Below are 25,307 nucleotides of genomic sequence, written 5' to 3'. Positions count from 1 at the left end.
CGCCTTCGCGCTGACTGAAACCGAATTTTAAGGACCCACAGATAATGGCTATCGAAATCAAAGCCCCGTCATTCCCGGAATCGGTTGCCGATGGCACCGTTGCCACCTGGCACAAAAAACCAGGCGAAGCTGTCAAGCGCGACGACCTGATCGTCGACATCGAGACCGACAAAGTCGTGCTGGAAGTGCTGGCCGAAGCTGACGGCGTGCTGGGCGCAATCGTTGCCGAGGAGGGCGCTACCGTCCTGTCCAACCAGGTGTTGGGCTCGATCGAAGAGGGCGGCGCTGCTGCACCTGCACCTGCTCCGGCTGCTGCACCTGCTGCTTCGGCTCCAGCTGCCGCTCCGGCCGCTGGTGCTGAAGACCCGATCGCTGCACCGGCTGCGCGCCAGTTGGCTGAAGAAAACGGTATCAACCTGGCTTCCATCAAAGGCACCGGCAAAGACGGTCGCGTGACCAAGGAAGACGTGGTTGCTGCGGTTGAAGCCAAGAAGAACGCTCCAGCTGCCGCACCTGCCAAGCCGGCTGCCCCGGCTGCCGCTGCTCCTGTGTTCGCCGCCGGCGACCGCACCGAGAAGCGCGTACCGATGACCCGCGTGCGTGCCACGGTGGCCAAGCGTCTGGTTGAAGCCCAGTCGAACATGGCAATGCTGACCACCTTCAACGAAGTCGACATGACCGAAGTCATGGCCCTGCGTTCGAAGTACAAAGACCTGTTCGAGAAGTCTCACAACGGCGTGCGCCTGGGCTTCATGTCGTTCTTCGTGAAAGCGGCCACCGAAGCGCTGAAACGCTTCCCGGCAGTCAACGCTTCCATCGATGGCAACGACATCGTCTACCATGGCTATGCAGACATCGGCGTTGCCGTGTCCAGCGACCGTGGCCTGGTGGTTCCGGTCCTGCGTAACGCCGAACTGATGAGCCTGGCTGAAATCGAAGGCGGCATCGCCACCTTCGGCAAGAAAGCCCGTGACGGCAAGCTGACCATCGACGAGATGACCGGTGGTACCTTCACCATCACCAACGGTGGTACCTTCGGTTCGATGATGTCGACGCCGATCGTCAACCCGCCACAAGCCGCGATCCTGGGCATGCACAACATCATCCAGCGTCCGATGGCCATCAACGGCCAAGTCGTGATCCGCCCGATGATGTACCTGGCACTGTCCTACGATCACCGCCTGATCGATGGTAAAGAAGCCGTGACTTTCCTGGTGACCATCAAGAACCTGCTGGAAGACCCGGCTCGTCTGCTGCTGGATATCTAAAGACGCAGCTGCAAGTTGCAAGCTACAAGCTGTAGGAAAAAGCAGCTTGGCTTGCAGCTTGTCGCTTGAAGCTTGTCGCTGAATAGAGGAATTTTTTTCATGTCGCAGAAATTTGACGTTGTAGTGATTGGCGCGGGCCCTGGCGGCTATGTTGCCGCCATCAAGGCTGCTCAACTGGGCCTCTCGACTGCTTGCATCGAAAAATACACTGACAAGGAAGGCAAACTGGCGCTGGGCGGTACTTGCCTGAACGTTGGCTGCATTCCTTCCAAGGCGCTGCTGGACAGCTCCTGGAAATTCCACGAAGCCCAAGACGGCTTCGCGATCCACGGTATCAACCACGCCGGCGTGACCATGGACGTGCCAGCAATGGTCGGCCGTAAAGCCAACATCGTTAAAGGCCTGACTTCCGGCGTTGCCACCTTGTTCAAGGCCAACGGCGTGACTTCCCTGCAAGGCCACGGCAAATTGCTGGCCGGCAAGAAAGTCGAAATCACCAAGCCTGACGGTTCGGTTGAAGTGATCGAAGCTGAAAACGTGATCCTGGCCCCAGGTTCGCGCCCAATCGACATTCCGCCTGCTCCAGTCGACAACAACGTGATCGTTGATTCGACCGGCGCCCTGGAATTCCAAGCTGTGCCTAAGCGCCTGGGTGTGATCGGTGCTGGTGTGATCGGCCTGGAGCTGGGTTCGGTATGGTCCCGTCTGGGTGCTGAAGTGACTGTTCTGGAAGCTCTGGACACGTTCCTGCTGGCTGCCGATACCGCAGTCTCCAAGGAAGCGTTCAAGACCCTGACCAAACAGGGCCTGGACATCAAGCTGGGCGCTCGCGTGACCGGCTCGAAGGTCAATGGCGAAGAAGTGGTCGTGACCTACACCGACAAAGATGGCGAACAAACCATCACCTTCGACAAGCTGATCGTGGCCGTGGGCCGTCGTCCAGTGACGACCGACCTGCTGGCGGCCGACAGCGGCGTGAACATCGACGAGCGTGGCTTTATCCACGTTGACGATCACTGCGCTACCACCGTTCCAGGCGTGTACGCCATCGGTGACGTGGTGCGCGGCATGATGCTGGCGCACAAGGCTTCCGAAGAAGGCATCATGGTTGTCGAGCGCATCAAGGGCCACAAAACCCAGATGAACTACGACCTGATTCCATCGGTTATCTACACCCACCCGGAAATTGCATGGGTCGGCAAGAACGAACAGCAGTTGAAAGCTGAAGGCGTTGAAGTTAACGTCGGCACCTTCCCGTTCGCCGCTTCTGGCCGTGCCATGGCAGCCAACGACACCGGTGGTTTTGTCAAAGTCATCGCTGATGCCAAGACTGACCGTGTATTGGGCGTCCACGTGATTGGCCCAAGCGCAGCAGAACTGGTTCAGCAGGGCGCAATCGGTATGGAATTCGGCACCAGTGCCGAGGACCTGGGCATGATGGTCTTCTCCCATCCGACCCTGTCCGAAGCGTTGCACGAAGCCGCGTTGGCAGTGAATGGCGGCGCCATCCACATCGCCAACCGCAAGAAGCGCTAAGCGAGATAATAAGAAACCACGGCGGAGTTGCCCGTCGTGAGCCTTGCGCGCAAGACTCACCGCGGAATATCCGCTGGACGCAGCCTTGCGCAGCTTTACGGGCCATAAGCCCCGCAAGTTGCGCAAGCAGCAGTCACAGGTGGTGCGGCACTCATAATGAGCGCAGCGCCGAATGCGCAGTACCTAACGAAGACGGTAAAAAGCATGAATCTTCACGAGTATCAGGGTAAGCAGCTGTTCGCTGAATACGGCCTGCCAGTATCCAAGGGCTACGCAGTAGACACCCCGGAAGCAGCAGCAGAAGCTTGCGACAAAATCGGTGGTACCGAGTGGGTTGTCAAAGCCCAGGTCCACGCGGGTGGTCGCGGTAAAGCGGGCGGCGTTAAGCTGGTTCGCAACAAAGAAGACGCCAAGGCCTTCGCACAGCAGTGGCTGGGCAAGCGTCTGGTGACTTACCAGACTGATGCCAATGGCCAGCCAGTCACCAAGATCCTGGTTGAATCGTGCACTGATATCGCTAAAGAGCTGTACCTGGGCGCTGTCGTTGACCGTTCGAGCCGTCGCATCGTGTTCATGGCTTCCACCGAAGGTGGCGTGGACATCGAAAAGATCGCTCACGAAACCCCAGAAAAAATTCTGAAAGCCACCATCGATCCACTGGTTGGCGCTCAGCCGTTCCAGGGTCGCGAGCTGGCTTTCCAGCTGGGCCTGGAAGGCAAGCAAGTTGCCCAGTTCGCCAAAATCTTCGTAGGTCTGGCCAAACTGTTCCAGGATCACGATCTGGCTCTGCTGGAAGTGAACCCGCTGGTGATCAAGGCTGACGGCGATCTGCACTGCCTCGATGCCAAGATCAACATCGACGCCAACGCCATGTACCGTCAGCCTAAGCTGAAGACTTTCCACGATCCGTCGCAAGACGATCCGCGCGAAGCCCACGCTGCCAAGTTCGAACTGAACTACGTGGCCCTGGAAGGCAACATCGGTTGCATGGTCAACGGTGCCGGCCTGGCCATGGGTACCATGGACATCGTCAACCTGCATGGCGGCAAACCAGCCAACTTCCTCGACGTGGGCGGTGGTGCTACCAAAGAACGCGTGACCGAAGCTTTCAAGATCATCCTGTCCGACGCCAACGTCGCTGCAGTATTGGTCAACATCTTCGGCGGCATCGTTCGTTGCGACATGATTGCCGAAGGCATCATCGGTGCAGTGAAAGAAGTCGGCGTTAAAATCCCGGTTGTTGTTCGCCTTGAAGGTAACAACGCTGAACTGGGCGCTAAAGTACTGGCAGAAAGCGGTTTGAACATCATCGCGGCTACCAGCCTGACCGACGCTGCTCAACAAGTTGTCAAAGCTGCGGAGGGCAAATAATGAGCGTCCTGATCAATAAAGACACCAAAGTTATCTGCCAGGGTATTACCGGTTCGCAAGGTAGCTTCCACACCCAGCAAGCCATCGAATACGGCACCCAGATGGTTGGCGGCGTAACGCCAGGCAAAGGCGGCACCGAGCACCTGGGCCTGCCGGTGTTCAACACCGTGAAAGACGCTGTAGCTGCCACTGGCGCCACCGCCAGCGTGATCTACGTTCCGGCTCCTTTCTGCAAGGACTCGATCCTGGAAGCGGCATTCGGCGGCATCAAGCTGATCGTTTGCATCACCGAAGGCATTCCTACCCTGGACATGCTGGACGCTAAAGTTAAGTGTGACGAACTGGGCGTAGTCCTGATCGGCCCTAACTGCCCAGGCGTGATCACCCCAGGCGAATGCAAGATCGGCATCATGCCAGGTCACATTCACTTGCCAGGTAAAGTCGGTATCGTTTCCCGTTCCGGCACCTTGACCTACGAAGCTGTGAAGCAGACTACTGACGCCGGTTTCGGTCAGTCGACTTGCGTCGGCATCGGCGGTGACCCGATCCCAGGCTCCAACTTCATCGACATCCTGAAGCTGTTCCAGGAAGACCCGAAGACCGAAGCGATCGTGATGATCGGCGAGATCGGCGGTTCGGCTGAAGAAGAAGCGGCTGCCTACATCAAGGCACACGTGACCAAGCCAGTTGTTTCCTACATCGCTGGTGTGACTGCCCCTGCTGGCAAGCGCATGGGCCATGCGGGCGCAATCATCTCTGGCGGCAAAGGCACTGCAGACGAGAAATTCGCTGCGCTGCAAGACGCAGGCGTGAAAACCGTGCGTTCGCTGGCAGACATCGGCAAGGCCCTGGCCGAGCTGACCGGTTGGGCTGTCAAGTAAGCCTCGCGCTTAACTGACGCTCCGCCCACAAAGGCCACCTTCGGGTGGCCTTTGTGCTTCTTGGATGTCTTCGACCAATGTGGGAGGGGGCTTGCCCCCGATGGCAATGGGGCCGCCACGCAATCATTGGCTGACACACCGCCGTCGGGGGCAGGCCCCCTCCCACATGTGTTCGTATTGCCAAGTTAAGTACGAAAATGCGACATCGTGATGTCGCTTATCGGACAGTTCGCCCCGCAACAGTGCGTTTGTCGCCCTAATTCTGTACTCTGGCCGCCTCTTTATGCGCCCGCATCCCAAAAGGACGCTTCGCGCTGGAACGGTCGGTCCCCAAAAGGGCCGCCGGTATTTCCCTCATCCACAGGGAATCCCTCTCTAAATTCCGATTCAGCAGTGTGGTATTTCCTTAAATGAAAGTGTTGAAAGGCCAGGATATCCTGGCGTTGGGCTTTATGACCTTTGCCCTGTTCGTGGGCGCCGGCAACATCATCTTCCCGCCTATCGTTGGCTTGCAGTCCGGACCTAACGTCTGGATGGCGGCACTGGGTTTTCTGATCACTGCGGTCGGCCTTCCGGTGGTCACCGTAATCGCGCTGGCCAAAGTCGGTGGCGGCATGGACGCGCTGAGCAGCCCAATCGGCAAAATCGCCGGTGGCCTGCTGGCGGCAGCGGCGTATCTGGCGGTAGGCCCGCTGTTCGCCACGCCGCGTACGGCGACCGTGTCCTTTGAAGTGGGCCTTGCGCCCTTGACTGGCGAAAGCCCTCTAGCGCTGTTTCTCTACAGCTCCGTGTACTTTCTGGTGGTGTTCTTTGTGTCCCTGTATCCAGGGCGCCTGCTGGATACCGTGGGGCGTTTCCTCGCGCCGCTGAAGATCATAGCGCTGGCCGTGCTGGGCATCGCCGCATTTGCGCTGCCGGCCGGTGACGTCGGTGTCGCCACCCCGGAATATGTCGCTGCGCCGTTTTCCCAGGGTTTTATCAATGGTTACCTGACCATGGATACCCTGGGCGCGCTGGTGTTCGGCATCGTCATCGTCAATGCGATTCGCTCCCGTGGTGTTGAATCGCCAAAGCTGATCACCCGTTACGCCATCATCGCCGGCCTGATCGCGGGTGTGGGCTTGGCGTTGGTGTATGTAAGCCTGTTCCGCCTCGGTTCGGGTAGCCATGCGGTAGCCGCTGGGGCCAGCAACGGCGCTGCGGTACTGCATGCTTACGTGCAGCATACCTTCGGCTCTCTGGGCAGCGGTTTCCTGGCCGTGCTGATCTCCCTGGCGTGCCTGGTGACGGCGGTGGGCCTGACCTGCGCCTGCGCCGAGTACTTCAGCCGCATCCTGCCGCTGTCCTACAAGACCCTGGTGGTGATCCTGGCGCTGTTCTCCTTGTTTGTGTCGAACTTGGGCCTGACCAAGCTGATCGCTTTCTCGATCCCAGTACTCACCGCCATCTATCCGCCCTGCATCGTGTTGGTGGCTCTTAGCTTCTGCAAAGGCTTCTGGCAGGAGCAAGGGCGTATTGTTGGACCGGTGATGCTGGTGTCGTTTATCTTCGGCTGCATCGATGCCCTCAAGGGTGCGGGCTTGGCGGATTGGCTGCCGGCGCAGTTGGCTAACCTGCCGCTGAGCGAGCAGGGCCTGGCCTGGTTGGTGCCGTCGGTGATGATCCTGGTTGTGGCGGTGGTGATTGACCGTCTGCTCGGCAAGCGCAGCGAAGCCATCGCATAAAGCGCCCGCTTTGAGGATTATTGAAATGCCCCGTATCAATCGATACGGGGCATTTTTTATGCTTTATGAGAGCGCAGCTTCTAAAGTTGCAACTGGATCAATGTGGGAGGGGCTGGCTCCCTCCCAACGTTGGAGCGCATCGCGCCACCATTCACCTTCTAACAGGACCCTCATGTCATTCGTCGAAGCCAATCAGATCCACTTGCTTGCCGCCCTGTGGTTCGTGCTGTGTTGGGGCGGCTATACCCGTTATGCCACTTGGAAGGCGCGAGACACCGCGTGCCTGGCCAGTGTGTTGCACTTGTATCGCGAAGACTGGATGCGGCGCATGCTGCTGCGGGACAACCGTATCGCCGACGCCAGCGTGATCGGCAATCTGGAGCGCAATGCCTCCTTCTTCGCCTCCAGTACCTTGATCATCCTCGCCGGTATTCTCACGGTGCTCGGCGCCTCCGAACGCGCCGTGTCGTTGCTGGCGGATATCCCCTGGGTACAACAGGCATCCCAGGGCATGTCGGAAATCAAATTGCTGTGCCTGGCGCTGGTGTTTGTCTACGCGTTTTTCACCTTCAGTTGGTGCATGCGCCAATACAATTTTGCGGCGGTGCTGGTGGGGTCGGCGCCGATGATCGGCGAGCGACATGTGTCCGAACAGGAGCGTAAAGCCTTCGCACTGAGGGCGGCGCGGGTGATCTCCATGGCGGCCAACCAGTTCAACTTCGGCCTGCGTTCTTATTACTTCGGCATGACCATGCTGGCGTGGTTTGTCAGCCCATGGTTGTTCATGTTGATGAGCGCCGGTGTAGTGTTCGTGCTGTATCGCCGAGAGTTTCATTCCGACGTATTGGAAGTGATGGTGTATACCCCAACCGACACGCCATTGCCGGAGCCGACGAAGGAGGCGGTGTCTTAGCCATCTAGTTAAATGCCGGACAAAGTAAAGCCCGCTATATAAGCGGGCTTTCTTTTTGCAGCACTGCTAATTCAAGCCAGGTCTCAAGAACCGGTGGCAGGTGCTGCTTCTTTCGCGGCGGCTTCGTTGGATTCGGCCTGAGCTTTGGCAGCATCGGCGTTTTCTTTCGCAGCGTCGTTCACTTTATCCTGAGCCTTCGCCATATCTTTCTGAGCTTGCTCAGAATGTGCAGCGGCGTCTTGGGCTTTGTCTTCGGATTTCTTGTCGCAGGCAGCCAGACCGAGGGCAGCGGCCAGCATCATGGAAATAGCTAAAGTCTTGCGCATGGGGTGTTTCTCCTTATTGAAGATATCTACTGGCCTTTCGAGCCTGAGGGTTCAGCATTAGTTCCTTTAATTACGCAGATATATAAACCGCACCCTGCAAGGAACTTTGGCCCGCACCACATACTCCGCGGATTAACACGAATAAGAGTCTAGACCGAATGACCGAAAACTCACTATTAAAACGTGCCCGACGCTTCGTTTCGGCATTGCGCCATTGCCAGGTGCTGGGCATTACCGTGCATGAGGCCAATCGGGACGGCATGACCCTCGTCTTGCCTTACAGCCCGGCGATTGTTGGTGACCCCCAGTCCGGCGTGATCCACGGCGGTGCGCTGACCTCCTTGATGGACACGGCCTGCGGCATGGCGACTCTATGTGTGCTGGAGGAATTCGAGGTGTGCCCGACCCTCGATCTACGCATCGATTACATGCATCCGGCCGCACCTCACAAGCCGGTGTATGGCTTCGCCCAGTGCTACCGAGTCACGACCGACGTGATCTTCACCCGTGGCTTCGCCTATCAGGATGACCCGCAGCAACCCATCGCCCATGTGGTGGGCACGTTTATGCGCATGGGCAAGCGCCTCAAGGGCGCGCAGGGGCTGGGCGATACGATCAAGGGAGCGCAGGCATGAGTCATCGATTCAAAACACGCCTCGAACAAGCCCATACGCGCGGTGACTATACGGCGCTGCTGGACGGGATTCCGTATGCCCAATTGATCGGTATTGAATGCACACGGTTGGGCGATGAATTGCTGTTTCGCCTGCCGGCCAACAAAGACAACATTGGTAACCCCATCTTGCCGGCCCTGCACGGCGGAGTGATCGCCGGGTTCATGGAGTTGGCCGCAGCGTTGCACTTGCTGGTGTTTACCGGGGCGCCGGGGCTGCCGAAAATCATCGACTTTTCCCTGGATTACCTGCGTGCCGGTCAGTTCCGCGACACCTACGCCACGTGTCAGGTGTGGCGCCAGGGGCGGCGTGTGGCGAATGTGGCGATCACCGCGTGGCAAAGCACGGCGGCAGAGCCGATTGCCACGGCCCGTGCGCATTTCAAGATCGAGGAGGCGAGTCGCCCTTGAAATCCTGGTCTTAGCCCCCAACTTTGATGACAACCCGCCGCCGACCCTAAAGGTCGGGGCCACTGCCATCCAATTGGAGTTTGATGACCATGAGTGTGGAAACTCAAAAGGAAACCCTGGGCTTCCAGACCGAGGTGAAGCAACTGCTGCACCTCATGATCCATTCGCTGTATTCCAACAAGGAAATCTTCCTTCGCGAATTGATCTCGAACGCCTCTGACGCTGTCGACAAATTACGTTTCGAAGCCCTGTCCAAGCCCGAGTTGCTGGAAGGTGGCGCCGAACTGAAAATCCGCGTGAGCTTCGACAAGGACGCCAAAACCGTCACCCTCGAAGACAACGGTATCGGCATGAGCCGTGACGATGCGGTCACCCACCTGGGGACCATCGCCAAATCCGGCACTGCCGATTTCATGAAGAACCTGTCGGGTGACCAAAAGAAGGATTCGCACCTGATCGGCCAGTTCGGCGTGGGCTTCTACTCGGCCTTTATTGTCGCCGATAAGGTTGAAGTGTTTAGCCGTCGTGCCGGCCTCGACGCCAGCGAAGGCGTGCACTGGGCGTCGAAAGGCGAGGGCGAATTTGAAATCGCCACCATCGACAAGCCAGACCGCGGTACTCGCATCGTGTTGCACCTCAAGTCCGGTGAAGAAGAATTCGCCGATGGCTGGCGCCTGCGCAATATCATCAAAAAGTACTCCGACCATATCGCACTGCCGATCGAGCTGCCTAAAGAACAAGCTGCCGCTGAAGGCGAAGAAGCCCCGGCCCCGGAATGGGAAGTGGTCAACCGCGCCAGCGCCCTGTGGACCCGTCCTCGCACCGAGATCAAGGACGAGGAGTACCAAGAGTTCTACAAGCACATCGCTCACGATTACGAAAACCCGCTGAGCTGGAGCCACAATAAGGTTGAAGGCAAGCTGGAATACAGCTCGCTGCTCTACGTACCGGCCCGCGCGCCGTTTGACCTGTACCAGCGTGAGGCGCCGAAAGGCCTGAAACTCTACGTACAGCGCGTATTCGTGATGGATCAGGCGGAATCCTTCCTGCCGTTGTACCTGCGCTTTATCAAAGGCGTGGTCGACTCCAACGACTTGTCGCTGAACGTGTCGCGGGAAATCCTGCAGAAAGACCCGATCATCGACTCCATGAAGTCGGCGCTGACCAAGCGCGTACTCGACATGCTGGAAAAACTGGCGAAGAACGAGCCTGAGCAATACAAAGGCTTCTGGAAAAACTTCGGCCAGGTCATGAAAGAAGGCCCGGCGGAAGATTTTGCCAACAAGGAAAAAATCGCTGGCCTGCTGCGTTTTGCTTCGACTCAGGGCGAAGACGGCGAGCAAGTGGTGTCCCTGGCCGAGTACCTGGCACGCGCCAAGGAAGGGCAGGACAAGATCTACTACCTGACCGGCGAAACCTACGCTCAGGTCAAAAACAGCCCACACCTGGAAGTCTTCCGTAAAAAAGGCATCGAAGTGCTGCTGCTGACCGATCGTATCGACGAGTGGCTGATGAGCTACCTCAGCGAGTTCGACGGTAAGTCGTTCGTCGACGTGGCCCGTGGCGACCTGGACCTGGGTAACCTGGATTCGGAAGAGGACAAAAAAGCCGCTGAAGAAGTGGCCAAGTCCAAAGAAGGCCTGGTTGAACGCATCAAGACCGCCCTGGGCGAAGCTGTCAGTGAAGTACGGGTTTCCCACCGTCTGACCGATTCCCCGGCGATCCTGGCCATCGGCGAGCAGGACCTGGGCATGCAAATGCGTCAGATCCTTGAGGCGAGCGGGCAGAAAGTGCCGGACTCCAAGCCGATCTTCGAATTCAACCCTGCGCATCCGTTGATCGAGAAGCTCGACGGCGAGCAGAACGAAGAGCGTTTTGGCGACCTGTCGCACATCCTCTTCGACCAGGCAGCCCTGGCCGCCGGCGACAGCTTGAAAGACCCGGCCGCCTATGTGCGCCGACTGAACAAGCTGTTGGTTGAACTGTCGGTTTAACAACGTTGTAGGAAAAACCCGCTTCGGCGGGTTTTTTCGTTCCAGTGCACCTTAATCGGAGTCAATGATGAGCCAAGTCACCGTGCGTTCCGTGGTCTATCAGATCGATGGCCAGCCGTATGAAAGCCGCCTGGCGTTCGACGCCAGCCAAAAAGGCCCGCTGCCGGGTCTGTTGATGGCGCCCAACTGGATGGGCGTCAGTGCCGGCGCCGAAGAAATTGCCAAGGCCGTTGCCGGCAAGGGCTATGTGGTGCTGATTGCTGACCTGTATGGGCAAACCGTGCGCCCGTCCAATGCCGATGAGGCCGGTGCGGCGATGATGCCGTTGAAGAATGATCGCCCGTTGCTCAACAAGCGCATGCAGGCTGCTCTCGACCAACTGCAGGCCCAGACCGAGGCGGCAGTGGATACCTCCCAGCTCGCTTCGTTCGGCTTCTGTTTCGGCGGATGCTGCACCCTTGAGCTGGCCCGTACCGGCGCGCCGTTGAAGGCTGCGGTGTCGTTCCACGGCACCCTCGACACACCAAACCCGGCGGATGCCAAGAACATCCAAGGTTCCGTCCTGGTGCTGCATGGCGCCTCGGACCCCTTGGTGCCCAAGGAGCAGTTGCCGGCGTTCGAGGATGAAATGAACGCCGCTGGTGTGGATTGGCAGTTGCTCAGCTACGGCGGTGCGGTGCATTCCTTCACCGACCCGCACGCCAATGTGCCGGGCAAGATGATGTACGACGCGAAGACTGCCGCGCGGGCCTTCCAGTCGATGCATAACTTGCTGGATGAAGTGTTCAAGGGCTGAGTTTTCAGCGCCTGTTCCGGCGTTATCGGGGGCGAGCCCCCTCCCACACATGATTGGATTCAGATCGTCAAAATGTGGGAGGGGGCTTGCCCCCGATGGCTATCTCCCAGGCAACTCAATCCTTTCCGATTCCCCCGGCACCGTTGGCCAATCCCCAGCCGCCCAACGCTGCCTGGCCTGCTCGATCACCGCAGGATCACTCGCGACAAAATTCCAATTGATCCGCCTCGGTCCATCCAGCGGTGCTCCGCCCAACACCACCAGATGACAGTCGGATTCGGCAGACAACGTCATCGTCTCTCCCTTCGGCAATACCACTAGGCTATGCGTCTGCAACGGTTCGCCGTCGAGCTGCGCGTCACCTGCCAGCACATACACGGCGCGTTCCTCATACTCATCGGGAATCAGCAGCGTGGTGGCCGTTTGCATGTGCACATCGGCGTACAACGTGGGCGACAGTACGGGCACCGGTGACTTAAGGCAGAAGCCAGTGCCGGCAATCAAGCGAATCTGCACGCCCAGTGCGTCGCTGACTGGCAAACTCGCCGCCGGGTGATGGCTGTAATGGCCTGGCCCGGTTTCGTGGTCCCTGGGGGACGCCAGCCACACTTGCAGGCCATGCAGCGCAAAACCGCTGGCCTTGAGCGCCTCGGGTGTGCGCTCGACGTGGGCAATTGCGCTGCCGGCGGTCATCCAACTGACATCGCCCGGCTGCACCACTTGATCGGAGCCCAGGCTGTCTTTGTGCTGCAGTTCGCCCTCGAACAGGTAGGTAAGGGTAGAAAGCCCGATGTGCGGATGCTGGCGGATATCCATGCCGGTGCCGGGGGCATAGCGAGTCGGCAGCATATGATCGAAGAAAACGAATGGCCCGACGCTGCGGCAGTCTCGCGACGGTAGCGGGCGCAGAATCGGCTGGCCCTCGACATCTTCCTGGCGCGGGCGAATCACGGTGAGGGTGGTCATGGTGCATCCCTGTCTGAGCGGGTTGGAATGCGCTGAGCATAACCCGCTCGACAGGAGCTTGCCGCTATTGGCTGAAGGCGCCTTCGGAGAGGGTGGTCTCGATGTTGATGTCGGCGGTGGTCATCAGTTTGTGGACCGGGCAGCGATCGGCCACGTGGTGCAGCTCATCACGCTGAGCGTCGCTGAGCACGCCCTTGAGGGTCAGCTTGACGTTGAGCGCGTAGCGGCCTTTTTGCTCTTGGGCGGCGTCGTGGGTCACTTCAACGGTGACACCGGTCAGCGGAATATCCTTTTTTTGCGCGTAGAGCCTGACCGTCAAGGCCTTGCACGAGGCCAGCGCGGCGTCGAAATAATCGTGGGGGGAGGGCGCAGAGTCGTCGCCACCCAGGTCTTTGGGCAGGTCGGTAAACAGCTCGTGGTGATTGATATTGACGCTGTGGCGATAGTTTTCGGTGTTCAGCGTGTTGACGATAACAGGCATGGCAAACCTCACAGGGATGGCAGGATGAAGGTCATGCAGTTATAGAGCATGCTGGCACTTAGGTGTTCCTGCTTTTTTTGGGATGAACCCGGCAAGGGAGGGCAGGGTCTACCTGTATCCCACGCCTATCGAGAGCTTACCGTGCCCTGGACCCGCTTGAGTCTTGCCCTGTTGGTCGCCTGCAGCAGCACCGCCTTGGAGGCGCGCGACTATGCCTACAGCGATGCGCACCTGCATTACGTGGATTTCTTTCAAGAAAGCGCGGGCATGGACAAACTGCTCAAGGCCATGACGGAAAATCGCATCGAGCATGTGATGATTTCTGGCATACCCGTGGCCAAGAAATGGCATGAAGACGAACCCAAGCGCCCACGCTACTACGCTGGCGATGATGCTGATGCCTACTGGTACAGCGCCACCGATGTGATCGTGGCGGCCGCGGTGAACAAGCTGACCCCGGCCCAGCGCCGGCACTTTCACCCGTTTCTGTCTGGCTTCAACCCCAATGACAAAAACTCCGACGCGCATATCCAGCGCATGCTCGACCTCAATCCGGGGCTGTGGCAGGGCATCGGCGAGGTGTTCACCCGTCACGATGATCTGACGGCCCTGACGTCCGGCGACACCCCGCGCGCTAACAACGAGGCCATGACCCGCATTTATCACTTGGCCGCCGAAAACGACCTGCCGGTGATGCTGCATTCCAACATCACCTCCAAGCGCGAGCGCAACCCGCTGTACCTGGCCGAAGTGGAAGAACCGCTGCGCAACCACCCGCACACCCGGTTTATCTGGGCGCATGCCGGTACCAGCAAAGAGATTCACCGGCATCAGGTGCAGATGGACTTTCTATTGCCCACCTTGAGCCGTCTGCTGGAGTCGTACCCCAACCTGTATGTGGATTTGTCTTGGAGCATGCTCACGCCTTATCTGCTGGACGAGGCGGGCAAGCCACGGCCTGAGTGGGTGGCCCTGGTGGAGCGTTTCCCGGAGCGCTTTATGCTGGGCTCTGACGTCGTCGGACGCTTCAATAAGCTGGGTAAGGAAATGCACCGCTTCGACCCCTTTCTTGACGCGCTGCCTGAAGCGGTGGCCCGTAAAGTGGCGCGGGATAACTTCCTGGCCGTGCTGCCTAAGAGCAATCAAGATGACGGCGCTCCTTGAGCCCCCGTACCTGCACCAGGATTTTCCGAAGCCCATAAAAAAGCCCCGAACTAGTCGGGGCTTTTTTATGGGAACAACCTACAGGGCTTACTTGCCCTGCCAGCGCTTCAGCACCAGGGTGGCGTTGGTGCCACCGAAGCCGAAGCTGTTGCTCATCACGGTGTCGATCTTGGCGTTCTCGACAGTCTTGGTCAGGATCGGCATATCGGCGACGACCGGGTCGATCTCTTCGATGTTGGCCGAGCCGGCCATGAAGTTGCCTTCCATCATCAGCAGGCAGTAGATCGCTTCGTGAACGCCGGCCGCGCCCAGGGAGTGACCGGATAGGCTCTTGGTGGAGCTGATTTTCGGAGCCTTGTCGCCGAATACCGCACGCACGCCTTCCATTTCCTTGGCATCGCCGACCGGGGTCGAAGTGCCGTGGGTGTTCAGGTAGTCGATAGGGGTATCCACGGTGGACATGGCCATCTGCATGCAGCGGATGGCGCCTTCGCCGCTTGGCGCAACCATGTCGTAGCCGTCGGAAGTGGCGCCGTAGCCGACGATTTCCGCGTAGATCTTGGCGCCACGGGCCAGAGCGTGTTCCAGCTCCTCGACCACCACCATGCCGCCACCGCCGGCGATGACGAAACCGTCACGCTTGGCGTCGTAGGCACGGGAGGCTTTTTCCGGAGTTTCGTTGTACTGGGTGGACAGCGCGCCCATGGCGTCGAACAGGAACGACTGGCTCCAATGTTCCTCTTCACCGCCGCCGGCGAAGACGATGTCCTGTTTGCCCAGCTGGATCTGCTCGACCGCGGTACCGATGCAATGTGCACTGGTGGCGCAGGCGGATGAGATCGAGTAGTTCACGCCCTTGATCTGGAACGGCGTGGCCAGGCAGGCCGAAACGGTGCTGCCCATTGTGCGGGTGACACGGTACGGGCCGACGCGCTTCACGCCTTTTTCGCGCAGGATATCCAGCGCTTCCATCTGGTTCAGGGTGGATGCACCGCCCGAGCCGGCGATCAGGCCGGTGCGCACGTTCGAAACCTGGTCGTCGCTCAGGCCGGAGTCGGCGATGGCGTCTTTCATGGCCAGGTAGGCGTAGGCGGCGGCGTGGCCGACGAAGCGGTAGATCTTGCGATCGATCAGTTCTTCGAGGGGCAGGTCGATGGAGCCGGAAACCTGGCTACGCAGACCCATTTCGGCATATTCCGGGTTGAAGCGGATGCCAGGGCGACTTGCACGCAGGTTAGCGGTGACGGTCTCTTTGTCATTGCCCAGGCAAGAAACGATGCCCAGACCAGTGATAACGACGCGGCGCATGCGGATAACCCTTAAAAGTTGTCAGTGGAAGTGAATACGCCGACCCGAAGGCCTTCGGCAGTATAGATCTCGCGACCGTCGACGCTCACCGAACCATCGGCGATGGCCAGGTTCAGCTTGCCCTTGAGGACGCGCTTGATTTGAATGTTATAGGTGACTTTCTTGGCGGTCGGCAGGACCTGGCCGAAGAACTTCACTTCGCCCGAACCCAGGGCGCGGCCGCGGCCCGGCAGGCCTTGCCAGCCGAGGAAGAAACCGACCAGCTGCCACATGGCGTCAAGGCCCAGGCAGCCCGGCATGACAGGGTCGCCTTCGAAATGGCACGCGAAGAACCACAGGTCCGGGGTGATATCCAGCTCGGCGACCAATTCACCTTTGCCGTACTTGCCACCCTCTTCGCTGATATGGGTGATGCGATCCACCATCAGCATGTTAGGGGCGGGCAGTTGCGCGTTACCTGGGCCGAACAGCTCACCGCGACTGCAGCGCAGCAGGTCTTCCCGGGTAAAGGCGTTTTGTTTGGTCATGCGAGCTCCTCAATAATCCCATGCGGCAGGGTAGGGCAAATCTTCCCGAACCGACTGAAGCGTTCATGCCTCAGACCGGCAGCCTACACATAGACTATTGCGTTGTAGTGAAAGTCACAGCGTCAAGGTACTGAATGTACACTTGTTCACTGAAATTTTAAACCGGGCCCGTTCAAGGGCCCGTTTGGGTGCCTAAGACTGCCGCACTTTCGCCTTTCACGCCAGTCGCAGTTGGCTGATAAGGCCGTATTACTGCACCCAACGCTGCAGGACATGCTGCAAATCCGTACGTTTGAACGGCTTGGCCAGGTAATCGTTCATTCCGGCCGCCAGACAGGCTTCACGGTCGCCCTGCAAGGCATTGGCGGTGAGCGCAATGATCGGCAAATCGGCGCAGCCGGGTAACTGGCGAATCTGTCGGGTGGCTTCGTAGCCGTCGATCAGCGGCAGTCGGCAGTCCATCAGGATCGCGGTGAAAATCAGGCTCTCGGCGCTGCGTATCGCCTCGGCGCCGTCGGTGGCCAGGCTCACCTCAAACCCCAGACTGCGCAGCATGGCCTCGACCACCGTGCGGTTGACCGGGTTGTCCTCCACCAACAGCACATGGCGCCCTTCGCCAGCGCTATTTTTACGTTCGGCATCCGGGGCGATGGACGGCAGGCTCTGCTGATCAATAGCCAGAGGGATTTCCAGGGTAAACACCGAGCCGCGACCTTCTTCGCTCTGGGCGCGCAGGGTGCCGCCCATGCGTTCGGCCAGTGTGCGGGCGATGGGCAGGCCGAGGCCGGTGCCGCCGTAACGTCTTGAAATGGAACTGTCGGCTTGCTGGAACGCGTCGAACATCAATTCCAGGCGTTCGGCGGAAATCCCGATGCCGCTGTCGCGCACCGTGCAGGTGAACCACACCAGTTCATGGTCGAGGGGCTGCCAGTGCGGCTCGACACTGACGCTGCCGTGTTCGGTGAACTTCAGCGCATTGCCGATCAGGTTCACCAGAATCTGGCGGATACGCGTAGGGTCGCCCCGCACCCGTAGTGCGTCCATATCCGGCGGGATCGGCAAGCGCAGCGCTAGCCCTCGTTGCTGGGCGCTATGTTGGAAGGCCTGGGCGCAACTGTTGATCAGGTCGGTGAGGTTGAACGGAATATGTTCCAGTTCCAGAGCCGCGCGTTCGATGCGCGAAAAATCAAGAATATCGTTGATCACCTTGAGCAGATGCTCGGTGGATTCGGAGGCTAGCGCCGCGTATTCGGTCTGCTCCTCAGTCATCTCGGTGGTTTCCAGCAATTGCAGCATGCCCAGTACACCGTTCATCGGCGTGCGCAATTCGTGGCTCATCATCGCCAGGAAATCCGATTTGGCATTGTTGGCGCGCTCGGCTTCTTCGCGGGTCTGGATCAACTGGGCCATGGCTTGCTGCTGTTCGCGGCTGGCCTGGTTGAGGCCTTCGGCCAAGTTGTTGATATGCCGCGACAGGTCACCCAGTTCCGAGTCGTCCACAATCGGCAGTGCCGTCTTGTACTGGCCTTGCTGAATGGCCTTCACGGCGTTGCCCATGGCGCTGATCGGCTGGGAAAGGCTGGCGGCCAGGCGCCGGGCGAGCAAGAAGGTAAACAGCAGCGTGAACAGCGCGAGAATCCCGGCCTTGAACAGGATTTCCTGCTGGCGTTGGCTGAACGCATCGTTGGACATGCCGACAATGACCCGGCCCAGATAATCCGCGCGCGGGGCTTTGGGCTCGGTGAGGTTGTCCTGGAAAAAGTCATTGCCCAGTTGAATGTGCTGTAGACGGATCGGCGCCTGGAACACTTTCACCGACAGCGAGCGGTCATGTTTTTCCGAGGGCTGTTCGACATATACCAAGATGTTTTCGGCGCTGTCCTGGATTTCCAGAAAACGCACATGGGGCGTTGCCAGGGTGGCGCGCAGCAGGCTTTCGAGCACATCGTTGTTGCCGGAAATCACCCCGTATTCAGTGGCCGGGGCCAGTTGGTTGGCGATCAATTGGCCGGTGTGATCCAGCTCCTGGCGCAAGTCCTGGATACGCACGAAGGTAAAGAAGCTGATCAACAGCAACGTCAGTAGCAACGCCGGCCCCAAGGTAATGAGCTGGGTGCGGGTGTTGATGCCCCAACGACGGCGCAGGCTCATGGGCGTTTTTCTCCTTCGGCCAGGCGGGCGGCGACGTTGGCTTCGTCGAACTGTTCGATGCCCAGTGAGCGCGCCACTTGCGGGTTGCCCACGACTTTGAAGTGGTCCGGATACAGCGAGCGCGGCCAGTTGGCCGGGGCGTGGTCGAGCAGGCGGTCCAGTACCGCCAGCCAATCGGCCTGGTCGCTGTAGGTACTGGCCAAGCTGCCGGCCCGCACGAATCCTGCATTTGGGCCCACCAATGGCAATTGTTGGGCATAACTGCTCAGTAACAGGTTTTTCGCGGTTTTCGGGTTGTACAGCTGCGGGTCATCCAGGCCGAGCAGTACGTCGCTATTCCTGAACAGGTTTTGCAGCGGGCGACTGTCACTGATGGTGTCCCAGCGCTGGGGCACGATGGTCATGTCCAGGGGCTCCGCATGCTGGCGCAGTTCCGGCAGCAGGAACTCGCTCTCGGTGCCGTAAAGCACACCGATGCGGCGGGCTCGCGGCAGGATGCTGGCAATCAGGCGCAATTGCCGTTCCAGAGGCGGATCGCTCCACAGCAAGCTCACGCGCGGATGCTGGGCGGCGCCAGGACGCTGGTGAGCCTGCAACCGGCTGATACGCAGCACCAGTGTCGGTGGGCCCAGGTTGTCTTGCAGGCGCCAATCGAGGCTGGCCAAGTCCAGCAGGATCAGGCGCGTGCTGGCAGGCACGCGACCGGGGGCGGGTAAGTCTTTGAGCGGGGTGAACGTTACGTGGTCTTCGGGACGTTGCTGGGCCAGGGCCTGGGTGAAAGCATGCACACCGTCACTGTCTTCGGCGGCGGTCAGCAGGATCTCGGCCGCCCACGTCGGCGACGCCAGCAGCAGGCACGCCAGCAGCGCACAATGGCGCCAGAGCTTATGGATAGAAAGGGAAGTCATCCGTGACGGGCCGGCCATGCTAGAACTCTAACTCTGCGCTGAAATACAGCACATGGCGCTGGTCGTAGGTGTTATCAGCCCAGGTGGTCGGCTGGTCGTCGAGGCGTTGTTGCAACATGCCGGCCAGCTCCACATTGGCTTTGCCCAACGCGATGCGCTTGGCCACCCGCAAGTCGACCCGTTCGAAGCGGTATTGGTTGAGCGCATCGTCGCCGTAGTAGAACAGCGCGCTGGACCAGCCATGCCCCCATTCACGCAGCCAGCCGGCCGAGCCACTGTTGCGCGCGGTTTGCGCTTTGTCCAACCGGTTGCTGGCGCTGGCATCGACATACGCATACGTCAGCCGCAGGCGGTCGGCGTTACTCACGCGCCAGTCGAACTGAGATTCGGCGCCGGTAAAGCGCGAGCTGTTGGCGTTGCTGGCGATGTATTGGTTATTGCGCAACGGCGAACTGATCATGTCGGTGATTTCGTCATAGAACAGTTTTACGTCCATGTTCAACCCGAGGTCGGCGAAGAAGCCGTTATAGCCCAGTTCCCGCGAGCGCATCCGCTCTTTGTCGAGGTTACCCGGCCCCCGGGTTTTGACGAAGTATTGCGCGGAGGTCTGGCCAAACGCCGGGGAACTCAGGTTGGTGACGCGGTAGCTCCAGTTGACGTTGTTCTCGAACATGTCCGGCGAGCGGATCGCCTCGGAGTACACGGCGCGCAGGCCATGGCGCGGGTTGATCAGATAGTTGACCGCCACCCGCGGTGTCAGTGAATTGCCGCTCAGGTGGGTGTCTTCATACATGGCGCCGCCCTGCAGCAGCCAATGTTCGCTGGCGCGCCATTCCAATTGGCCGAACAGGCGCCAGGTGGTGTCGTCCAGGGTGCCGTTGAAGTAGGTGTCGGAGTCGGCGCGGTCGTAGCGGTAGTTCATGCCGCTGACCAGGCGCAGGCTGTCGGACAGGCTCAGCGTGTCCTGCAGCTCCAGGTCGTAGCGGCTTTCGCGGGTGCTTTGGTCGATATCGCCGCAGACGCTCTGGTTGGCGCCGTTGCGCCATTGATCCAACACCTGATTGGCCAGCGCTTGTTCGGCGGCACTGCCCGGCGGTGCGCTGCCTTGGCTGTAGACCTCCATATGCCGGGCCAGTTTTTCCGCGTAGTTGGGGTTCAATTGCCACAGCTGGGTCAGCTCGGGGCTGAACGAGACCTTGGCGTCGCAGGCTTTCCAGATTTGCCGACGATCCCATTGCTGGGCCGACCCTTGGATGTACAGGCTGTGTTCGGGGTTGAAATCGACATTCCAGCGCAGGGAAGCGGCGTAGTCCTTGGCGGTAACGTCAGAATTATTACCGCCTTCGGTGATGCCGGCGAACACCGGGCTGTAGGTATATGGACGCTGATTGGTGCCTTCCTTGGCATCCAATTGCCAGTCGATGCTTTGCTGCGCATTCAGCGTCTGGCTGACCGCCAGGCTGAAGCGGTTGAGGCGTCGGCCGTCACGGCGGTCGGCGCCGGCGGCGTCGTTGTCGAAGCCGTCGTCCTGTTGCCCGGACAAAGACAGGCGCAGATCGCCGGTCTCCCAACCCACGCCCTGGCTGGCATAGAAGTCGTTGATGCCGCGCTCGCCGCGAATCACCTTGACCCGCGAACCGTGGCTGTTGGCCGGGGAGCGCGTGAGGATATTGACCACCGCCATCAGTGCATTGGCGCCATAGCTGACGGTGTTGGGGCCGCGGAACACCTCGATGCGCTCGATATCCTCCATGGCCACCGGGATGTCGCTCCAGTCCACGGTGGCCAGACCCGCGCGATACACCGAACGGCCGTCGATCAACACCTGCATGCGCCGCGCGTCGCTGGCGCTGGTGCCGTGGTAGTTGACCGCCGCCTGATTGCCGCTGGTGTAGCCGACCATCATGCCCGGCACCAGACGCAGCAGTTCGCTGATGTCCCGCGCGCCGCTGGCCTTGATCAACTCGCTGTCGATCACCGTCATGCTGCCGGGTACGGCGGCGGCCGATTGCTTGAGGCGCGTGGCGGTCAATACCTGCGGCAGCGGCTGGCTGTCGAGGAACAGATCGTCGGCCAGCACGGCGTTGCTGCACAACAGCATCAGCAAGAGAGAGGAACGCGGAGGAGGGCCCGAATACACGGTGCGGCCTTGATAATGACGGATAGCCGCCCATGTTAACTGAGGCGCGGCCATTTGCCATTCGTCGCGCCCGTAATTACGTCATGCCGCTATGGCATTTTCCGACAAACGCGCGAATTGACACGGGGGCTGGCCGCAAGCGGGTCGCTCCGTATAATGCCGCCATCGCCACTGGTATGGATTAACGGATTGCATATGACTGAACAGCGCCCTATTGCGGTCCTGGGAGGCGGAAGTTTCGGTACCGCCGTGGCTAACCTGCTGGCGGAGAACGGCCACCCGGTGCGCCAGTGGATGCGTGATCCCGAACAGGCCGAGGCCATCCGTGTACACCGGGAAAACCCGCGCTACCTTAAAGGCATCAAGATTCATCCGGCAGTCGAGCCGGTCACCGATCTGCTGGCCACTCTTACAGACTGCGAGCTGTGTTTCGTCGCGCTGCCCTCCAGCGCCTTGCGCGCGGTGCTATCGCCCCATGCCGAACGCCTGGCGGGCAAGATGCTGGTCAGCCTGACCAAGGGCATCGAGGCGCAGACTTTCAAGCTGATGAGCCAAATCCTCGAAGAAATCGCGCCCCAGGCCCGCATCGGCGTGCTATCCGGGCCGAACCTGGCGCGGGAAGTGGCCGAGCACGCCTTGACCGCCACTGTGGTGGCCAGTGACGACGAGGCGCTGTGCGAGCGCGTCCAGGCGGTGTTGCATGGCCGCACGTTCCGGGTCTACGCCAGCAGCGACCGTTTTGGCGTGGAGCTGGGCGGCGCGTTGAAAAACGTCTACGCGATCATCGCCGGCATGGCGGTGGCACTGGGCATGGGCGAAAACACCAAGAGCATGCTGATCACCCGCGCCCTGGCGGAGATGACCCGCTTCGCGGTGAATCAGGGGGCCAATCCGATGACCTTCCTCGGGCTGGCCGGCGTGGGCGATTTGATCGTCACCTGCTCGTCGCCCAAGAGCCGCAACTACCAAGTGGGCTTCGCCCTCGGCCAGGGGTTGAGCCTGGATGAGGCCGTCACGCGCCTGGGCGAAGTGGCCGAAGGGGTCAACACGCTCAAAGTGCTCAAGGCCAAGGCCCAGGAGGCGGGTGTGTATATGCCGCTGGTCGCCGGGTTGCACGCGATCCTGTTCGAAGGGCGCACCTTGAACCAGGTCATCGAACTGCTGATGCGGGCCGAGCCCAAAACCGACGTCGACTTTATTTCCACCAGTGGTTTCAACTGAGGAACGCACCATGAACGATCCGAAAGCAGCCCCCAAGTATGAAGCCATCGGCCTGCGCATCCTGTGGATGCTGGTGTTTGCCCTGGTCTGGCAAGTGGCGCAGTTTCTCCTCGGTGTGCTGGTGGTGGTGCAATTGATTTATCGCCTGATCTACGGCGCGCCGAACCTCGGCTTGATGAATGTCGGCGACAGCCTCAGCCAGTTCCTGGCGCAGATCGGTCGTTTCGGCAGTTTCCATACCGAGCAAAAGCCTTGGCCGTTCGCTGATTGGCCGGCACCGCGCGTACCCGAAGGCGAAGCGGCTCACAGCGTGCCACCGGCGCCGCACCCGGTCCGCGACGAAGAGCCGAAACTGTGAAGCTGTGGATTCTGCGCCACGGCGAGGCCGAGGCCCATGCGCGCACCGACGCCGAACGCAACCTTACCGAGCGTGGCCGCGCTGAAGTATTGCGCAGCGCCGCGCACCTGATCGGTCAGCCCCTTAACGCGATCATCGCCAGCCCCTACGTGCGGGCACAGCAGACCGCCCGACTGGTGCGCGAGGCGTTGGGTTTTGTGCCGGACATTCGCACGGTGCCGTGGTTGACACCCGAGGGCAGCCCAGAGCAAGTGCTGGCGCATCTGGAGGCTGAGGACAACGTACTGCTGGTCAGTCATCAACCGTTGGTGGGCAATCTGATCAGCTTTCTGCAACACGGCCATTCGCGCCAGCCGCAGCCGATGTACACCGCCAGCCTGGCGCAGCTGGAGGGCGAATTTGCGTTGGCGGGGCTGATGAGCCTGGTGAGCGTAAAAAATCCTTAAGGGATGGATCTTCTTTGTGGGTGCTCTATAGTCAGCCGAGCAAGTGCTTGGTTGGTTATAGTCGGACCACAGAGGAGCGCGTTCCATGCCTGTCGCTGTTCGTTTGCCGCTACCGGTGTTATTCGAGCGAGAAACCCGTCACCCACACAAGACGTTTCTGGTGCAGCCCTTGGGCGGCGGCGAGGTGCAGCGCCTTACCTGGGCGGACGCGGGCCAGCAGGCCCGCCGCGCCGCCCAATGGCTGCGTGAGCGGGCGTTGCCCCCCGGCTCGCACATTGCCCTGATTTCGAAAAACTGCGCCCACTGGATCATCGCCGATCTGGCGATCTGGATGGCCGGGCACGTTTCGGTGCCGCTGTACCCCAATCTCACCGCTGATTCCGTCGTCCATGTGCTGACCCATTCCGAGGCGGCGCTGGTGCTGGTCGGCAAGCTCGACGACTGGCCCGCCATGGCGCCTGGCGTGCCCCACGGCGTGCCGACCATCAGTCTGCCGTTGTGCCCGCCTGGCGTGTTCGATTTCAGTTGGGCCGATCTACAAGCCTGCGCACCGATTGAGGACGATCCGACGCCCGATGCCACGGCGCTTGCAACCATCATCTACACCTCCGGCACCACCGGCCTGCCTAAAGGCGTGATGCACAGCTTCGGCGCCTTGGGGTTTGCCGCCACCCGTGGCACGCAACTGTTCGGCCTGGGGGAGGGCGATCGGTTGCTGTCGTACCTGCCGCTGTGCCATGTGGCAGAGCGGATGTTCGTGGAATTGGCGGCGATCTACACCGGGCAAACGGTATTTTTCGCCGAGAGCCTCGACACATTTTTAACCGACCTGCGCCGGGCGCGGCCCACCGCTTTGTTCGGCGTACCGCGGATCTGGAGCAAATTCCAACTGGGTGTCTACGCCAGGGTGCCGCCGCGCCGCCTGGATAGGCTATTGCGCCTGCCGTTTATCGGGCCGCGTATAGGCCGCAAGGTACTTGCCGGCCTGGGGCTGGACGCGCTGCGCATTGCGCTGTCCGGTGCGGCGCCAGTGCCCGAAGCTCTGCTGCACTGGTATCGGCGCCTGGGGCTGGATGTACTGGAGGTGTACGGGATGACCGAAAGTTGCGGCTATTCCCACGTATGCCGCCCCGGCCAGCAGACCATCGGCTGGATCGGCACCCCATGCCCCGACGTCGAGGTGCGCATCGACCCCGCCGGTGAAGTGCAAGTGCGCAGCGAGGCCACCATGCTCGGTTACTTCAAAGACCCGGTTAAAACCCGCGAAACCCTCACCGCCGACGGCTTCCTGCGTACCGGTGACAAGGGCGAGCAGGATGCCGACGGGCGCCTGCGCCTGACCGGACGGCTCAAGGAAATCTTCAAGACCAGTAAGGGCAAATACGTCGCGCCGGCGCCCATCGAAAACCGCCTGGCCGAGCATGCACGGATCGAACAGGTGTGCGTGGTCGGCGATGGCCTGGCGGCGCCGATGGGCCTGTGCGTGTTGTCGCAAGCGGCCCCGAGCGAAGCGCGCGCGGCCTTGCAAGGCAGCCTTGAGCGTTGGTTGCAACAGACCAACGCCACGCTGGATAAACATGAGCGCTTGAGCCGATTGGTGGTGGTCAACGGCGTATGGGGCGTGGAAAACGGCTTTCTCACGCCCACCCTCAAAATCAAGCGCAACGTGATCGAAGCGACTTACGGCGCACATTTGCACGCTTGGAGCGAGCGCACCGAAGCGATTGTGTGGCAGGATTAGGGT

General features: G+C 60.2%; 23 protein-coding genes. 15 read left to right on the top strand and 8 right to left on the bottom strand.

Annotation, left to right across the window (positions count from 1 at the left end; translation table 11 throughout):
• Positions 1-44 precede the first annotated feature (44 nt).
• The 6 genes from odhB (at position 45) to K1567_RS06930 (ending at position 7,693) form a co-directional block, all read left to right on the top strand.
• The gene (gene odhB, locus K1567_RS06955; protein ID WP_034096666.1) at positions 45-1,268 is read left to right on the top strand and encodes a 2-oxoglutarate dehydrogenase complex dihydrolipoyllysine-residue succinyltransferase; all 1,224 of its coding nucleotides are present in this window, start codon (positions 45-47) and stop codon (positions 1,266-1,268) included.
• A gap of 99 nt (positions 1,269-1,367) precedes the next feature.
• Complete coding sequence (lpdA, locus tag K1567_RS06950) at positions 1,368-2,804, top strand: dihydrolipoyl dehydrogenase (protein ID WP_034096667.1); 1,437 nt, start codon at positions 1,368-1,370, stop codon at positions 2,802-2,804.
• 204 nt (positions 2,805-3,008) lie between these two features.
• Positions 3,009-4,175, top strand: coding sequence for an ADP-forming succinate--CoA ligase subunit beta (gene sucC, locus K1567_RS06945; RefSeq protein ID WP_034096668.1), 1,167 nt, complete (start codon positions 3,009-3,011; stop codon positions 4,173-4,175).
• Complete coding sequence (gene sucD / locus K1567_RS06940; RefSeq protein WP_034096669.1) at positions 4,175-5,056, top strand: succinate--CoA ligase subunit alpha; 882 nt, start codon at positions 4,175-4,177, stop codon at positions 5,054-5,056. The genes sucC and sucD overlap by 1 nt, the downstream gene beginning before the upstream one ends.
• A gap of 410 nt (positions 5,057-5,466) precedes the next feature.
• Entirely contained in the window at positions 5,467-6,780 is a 1,314-nt protein-coding gene (gene brnQ, locus K1567_RS06935; protein ID WP_034096670.1) for a branched-chain amino acid transport system II carrier protein, read from the top strand.
• 172 nt (positions 6,781-6,952) lie between these two features.
• Complete coding sequence (locus K1567_RS06930; RefSeq protein ID WP_047882242.1) at positions 6,953-7,693, top strand: DUF599 domain-containing protein; 741 nt, start codon at positions 6,953-6,955, stop codon at positions 7,691-7,693.
• Positions 7,694-7,776: 83 nt separating this feature from the next.
• On the opposite strand, the gene K1567_RS06925 is transcribed toward K1567_RS06930, so the two are convergent.
• Positions 7,777-8,019: a hypothetical protein gene (locus K1567_RS06925; RefSeq protein ID WP_017477534.1), complete on the bottom strand. Its 243-nt coding sequence runs from the start codon at positions 8,017-8,019 to the stop codon at positions 7,777-7,779.
• Positions 8,020-8,177: 158 nt separating this feature from the next.
• On the opposite strand from K1567_RS06925, the gene K1567_RS06920 reads away from it, so the two are divergent.
• From K1567_RS06920 to K1567_RS06905, 4 genes are all read left to right on the top strand, one after another.
• The gene (locus tag K1567_RS06920) at positions 8,178-8,654 is read left to right on the top strand and encodes a PaaI family thioesterase (RefSeq protein WP_220698281.1); all 477 of its coding nucleotides are present in this window, start codon (positions 8,178-8,180) and stop codon (positions 8,652-8,654) included.
• A complete protein-coding gene (locus tag K1567_RS06915; protein ID WP_034096673.1) occupies positions 8,651-9,103 on the top strand; it encodes a PaaI family thioesterase in 453 nt (150 codons plus the stop codon). Before K1567_RS06920 ends, K1567_RS06915 begins: the two co-directional genes overlap by 4 nt.
• Before the next feature lie 89 nt (positions 9,104-9,192).
• Positions 9,193-11,097, top strand: coding sequence for a molecular chaperone HtpG (htpG, locus tag K1567_RS06910; protein WP_047882274.1), 1,905 nt, complete (start codon positions 9,193-9,195; stop codon positions 11,095-11,097).
• A 67-nt stretch (positions 11,098-11,164) separates the two neighbouring features.
• On the top strand, positions 11,165-11,893 hold the full coding sequence (locus tag K1567_RS06905) for a dienelactone hydrolase family protein (protein ID WP_184336666.1): 729 nt from the start codon (positions 11,165-11,167) through the stop codon (positions 11,891-11,893).
• 99 nt (positions 11,894-11,992) lie between these two features.
• On the opposite strand, the gene K1567_RS06900 is transcribed toward K1567_RS06905, so the two are convergent.
• Both K1567_RS06900 and K1567_RS06895 read right to left on the bottom strand, forming a co-directional pair.
• Positions 11,993-12,859 carry a pirin family protein gene (locus K1567_RS06900; protein ID WP_220698280.1) on the bottom strand — a complete coding sequence of 289 codons (867 nt, stop codon included), beginning with the start codon at positions 12,857-12,859 and terminating at the stop codon, positions 11,993-11,995.
• Between the two features lie 64 nt (positions 12,860-12,923).
• Entirely contained in the window at positions 12,924-13,340 is a 417-nt protein-coding gene (locus K1567_RS06895; RefSeq protein ID WP_169903252.1) for an OsmC family protein, read from the bottom strand.
• A 141-nt stretch (positions 13,341-13,481) separates the two neighbouring features.
• On the opposite strand from K1567_RS06895, the gene K1567_RS06890 reads away from it, so the two are divergent.
• Entirely contained in the window at positions 13,482-14,504 is a 1,023-nt protein-coding gene (locus K1567_RS06890; RefSeq protein ID WP_047882239.1) for an amidohydrolase family protein, read from the top strand.
• A gap of 87 nt (positions 14,505-14,591) precedes the next feature.
• On the opposite strand, the gene fabB is transcribed toward K1567_RS06890, so the two are convergent.
• From fabB to K1567_RS06865, 5 genes are all read right to left on the bottom strand, one after another.
• Positions 14,592-15,812 (bottom strand): beta-ketoacyl-ACP synthase I, encoded by a 1,221-nt coding sequence (gene fabB / locus K1567_RS06885; RefSeq protein ID WP_034096678.1) that lies wholly within the window; start codon positions 15,810-15,812, stop codon positions 14,592-14,594.
• 11 nt (positions 15,813-15,823) lie between these two features.
• Complete coding sequence (gene fabA, locus K1567_RS06880) at positions 15,824-16,339, bottom strand: 3-hydroxyacyl-[acyl-carrier-protein] dehydratase FabA (RefSeq protein WP_010211704.1); 516 nt, start codon at positions 16,337-16,339, stop codon at positions 15,824-15,826.
• A 249-nt stretch (positions 16,340-16,588) separates the two neighbouring features.
• Complete coding sequence (locus K1567_RS06875) at positions 16,589-18,490, bottom strand: ATP-binding protein (protein WP_169868326.1); 1,902 nt, start codon at positions 18,488-18,490, stop codon at positions 16,589-16,591.
• Positions 18,487-19,416 carry an ABC transporter substrate-binding protein gene (locus K1567_RS06870; RefSeq protein WP_034096680.1) on the bottom strand — a complete coding sequence of 310 codons (930 nt, stop codon included), beginning with the start codon at positions 19,414-19,416 and terminating at the stop codon, positions 18,487-18,489. Before K1567_RS06870 ends, K1567_RS06875 begins: the two co-directional genes overlap by 4 nt.
• Position 19,417: 1 nt before the next feature.
• Positions 19,418-21,538, bottom strand: coding sequence for a TonB-dependent receptor plug domain-containing protein (locus K1567_RS06865; protein ID WP_405045999.1), 2,121 nt, complete (start codon positions 21,536-21,538; stop codon positions 19,418-19,420).
• Between the two features lie 195 nt (positions 21,539-21,733).
• Between K1567_RS06865 and K1567_RS06860 the strand changes: the two genes are divergently transcribed.
• The 4 genes from K1567_RS06860 to K1567_RS06845 all read left to right on the top strand — a co-directional run bounded on the left by K1567_RS06860 (position 21,734) and on the right by K1567_RS06845 (position 25,304).
• Complete coding sequence (locus K1567_RS06860) at positions 21,734-22,759, top strand: NAD(P)H-dependent glycerol-3-phosphate dehydrogenase (RefSeq protein ID WP_034137574.1); 1,026 nt, start codon at positions 21,734-21,736, stop codon at positions 22,757-22,759.
• Positions 22,760-22,769: 10 nt separating this feature from the next.
• Positions 22,770-23,117 carry a DUF4389 domain-containing protein gene (locus tag K1567_RS06855; RefSeq protein ID WP_034096682.1) on the top strand — a complete coding sequence of 116 codons (348 nt, stop codon included), beginning with the start codon at positions 22,770-22,772 and terminating at the stop codon, positions 23,115-23,117.
• Positions 23,114-23,563 (top strand): phosphohistidine phosphatase SixA, encoded by a 450-nt coding sequence (gene sixA / locus K1567_RS06850; RefSeq protein ID WP_169868322.1) that lies wholly within the window; start codon positions 23,114-23,116, stop codon positions 23,561-23,563. The genes K1567_RS06855 and sixA overlap by 4 nt, the downstream gene beginning before the upstream one ends.
• 85 nt (positions 23,564-23,648) lie before the next feature.
• On the top strand, positions 23,649-25,304 hold the full coding sequence (locus K1567_RS06845) for an AMP-binding protein (RefSeq protein WP_220698279.1): 1,656 nt from the start codon (positions 23,649-23,651) through the stop codon (positions 25,302-25,304).
• The last annotated feature ends 3 nt before the right edge of the window (positions 25,305-25,307 follow it).

It is taken from the genome of Pseudomonas sp. S5F11 (assembly GCF_019641515.1).
Classification (GTDB): Bacteria; Pseudomonadota; Gammaproteobacteria; order Pseudomonadales; family Pseudomonadaceae; genus Aquipseudomonas; species Aquipseudomonas rhodesiae.
The sequence above is the reverse complement of the archived record's forward strand: the minus strand, read 5'-3'. Positions and strand labels throughout refer to the sequence as shown.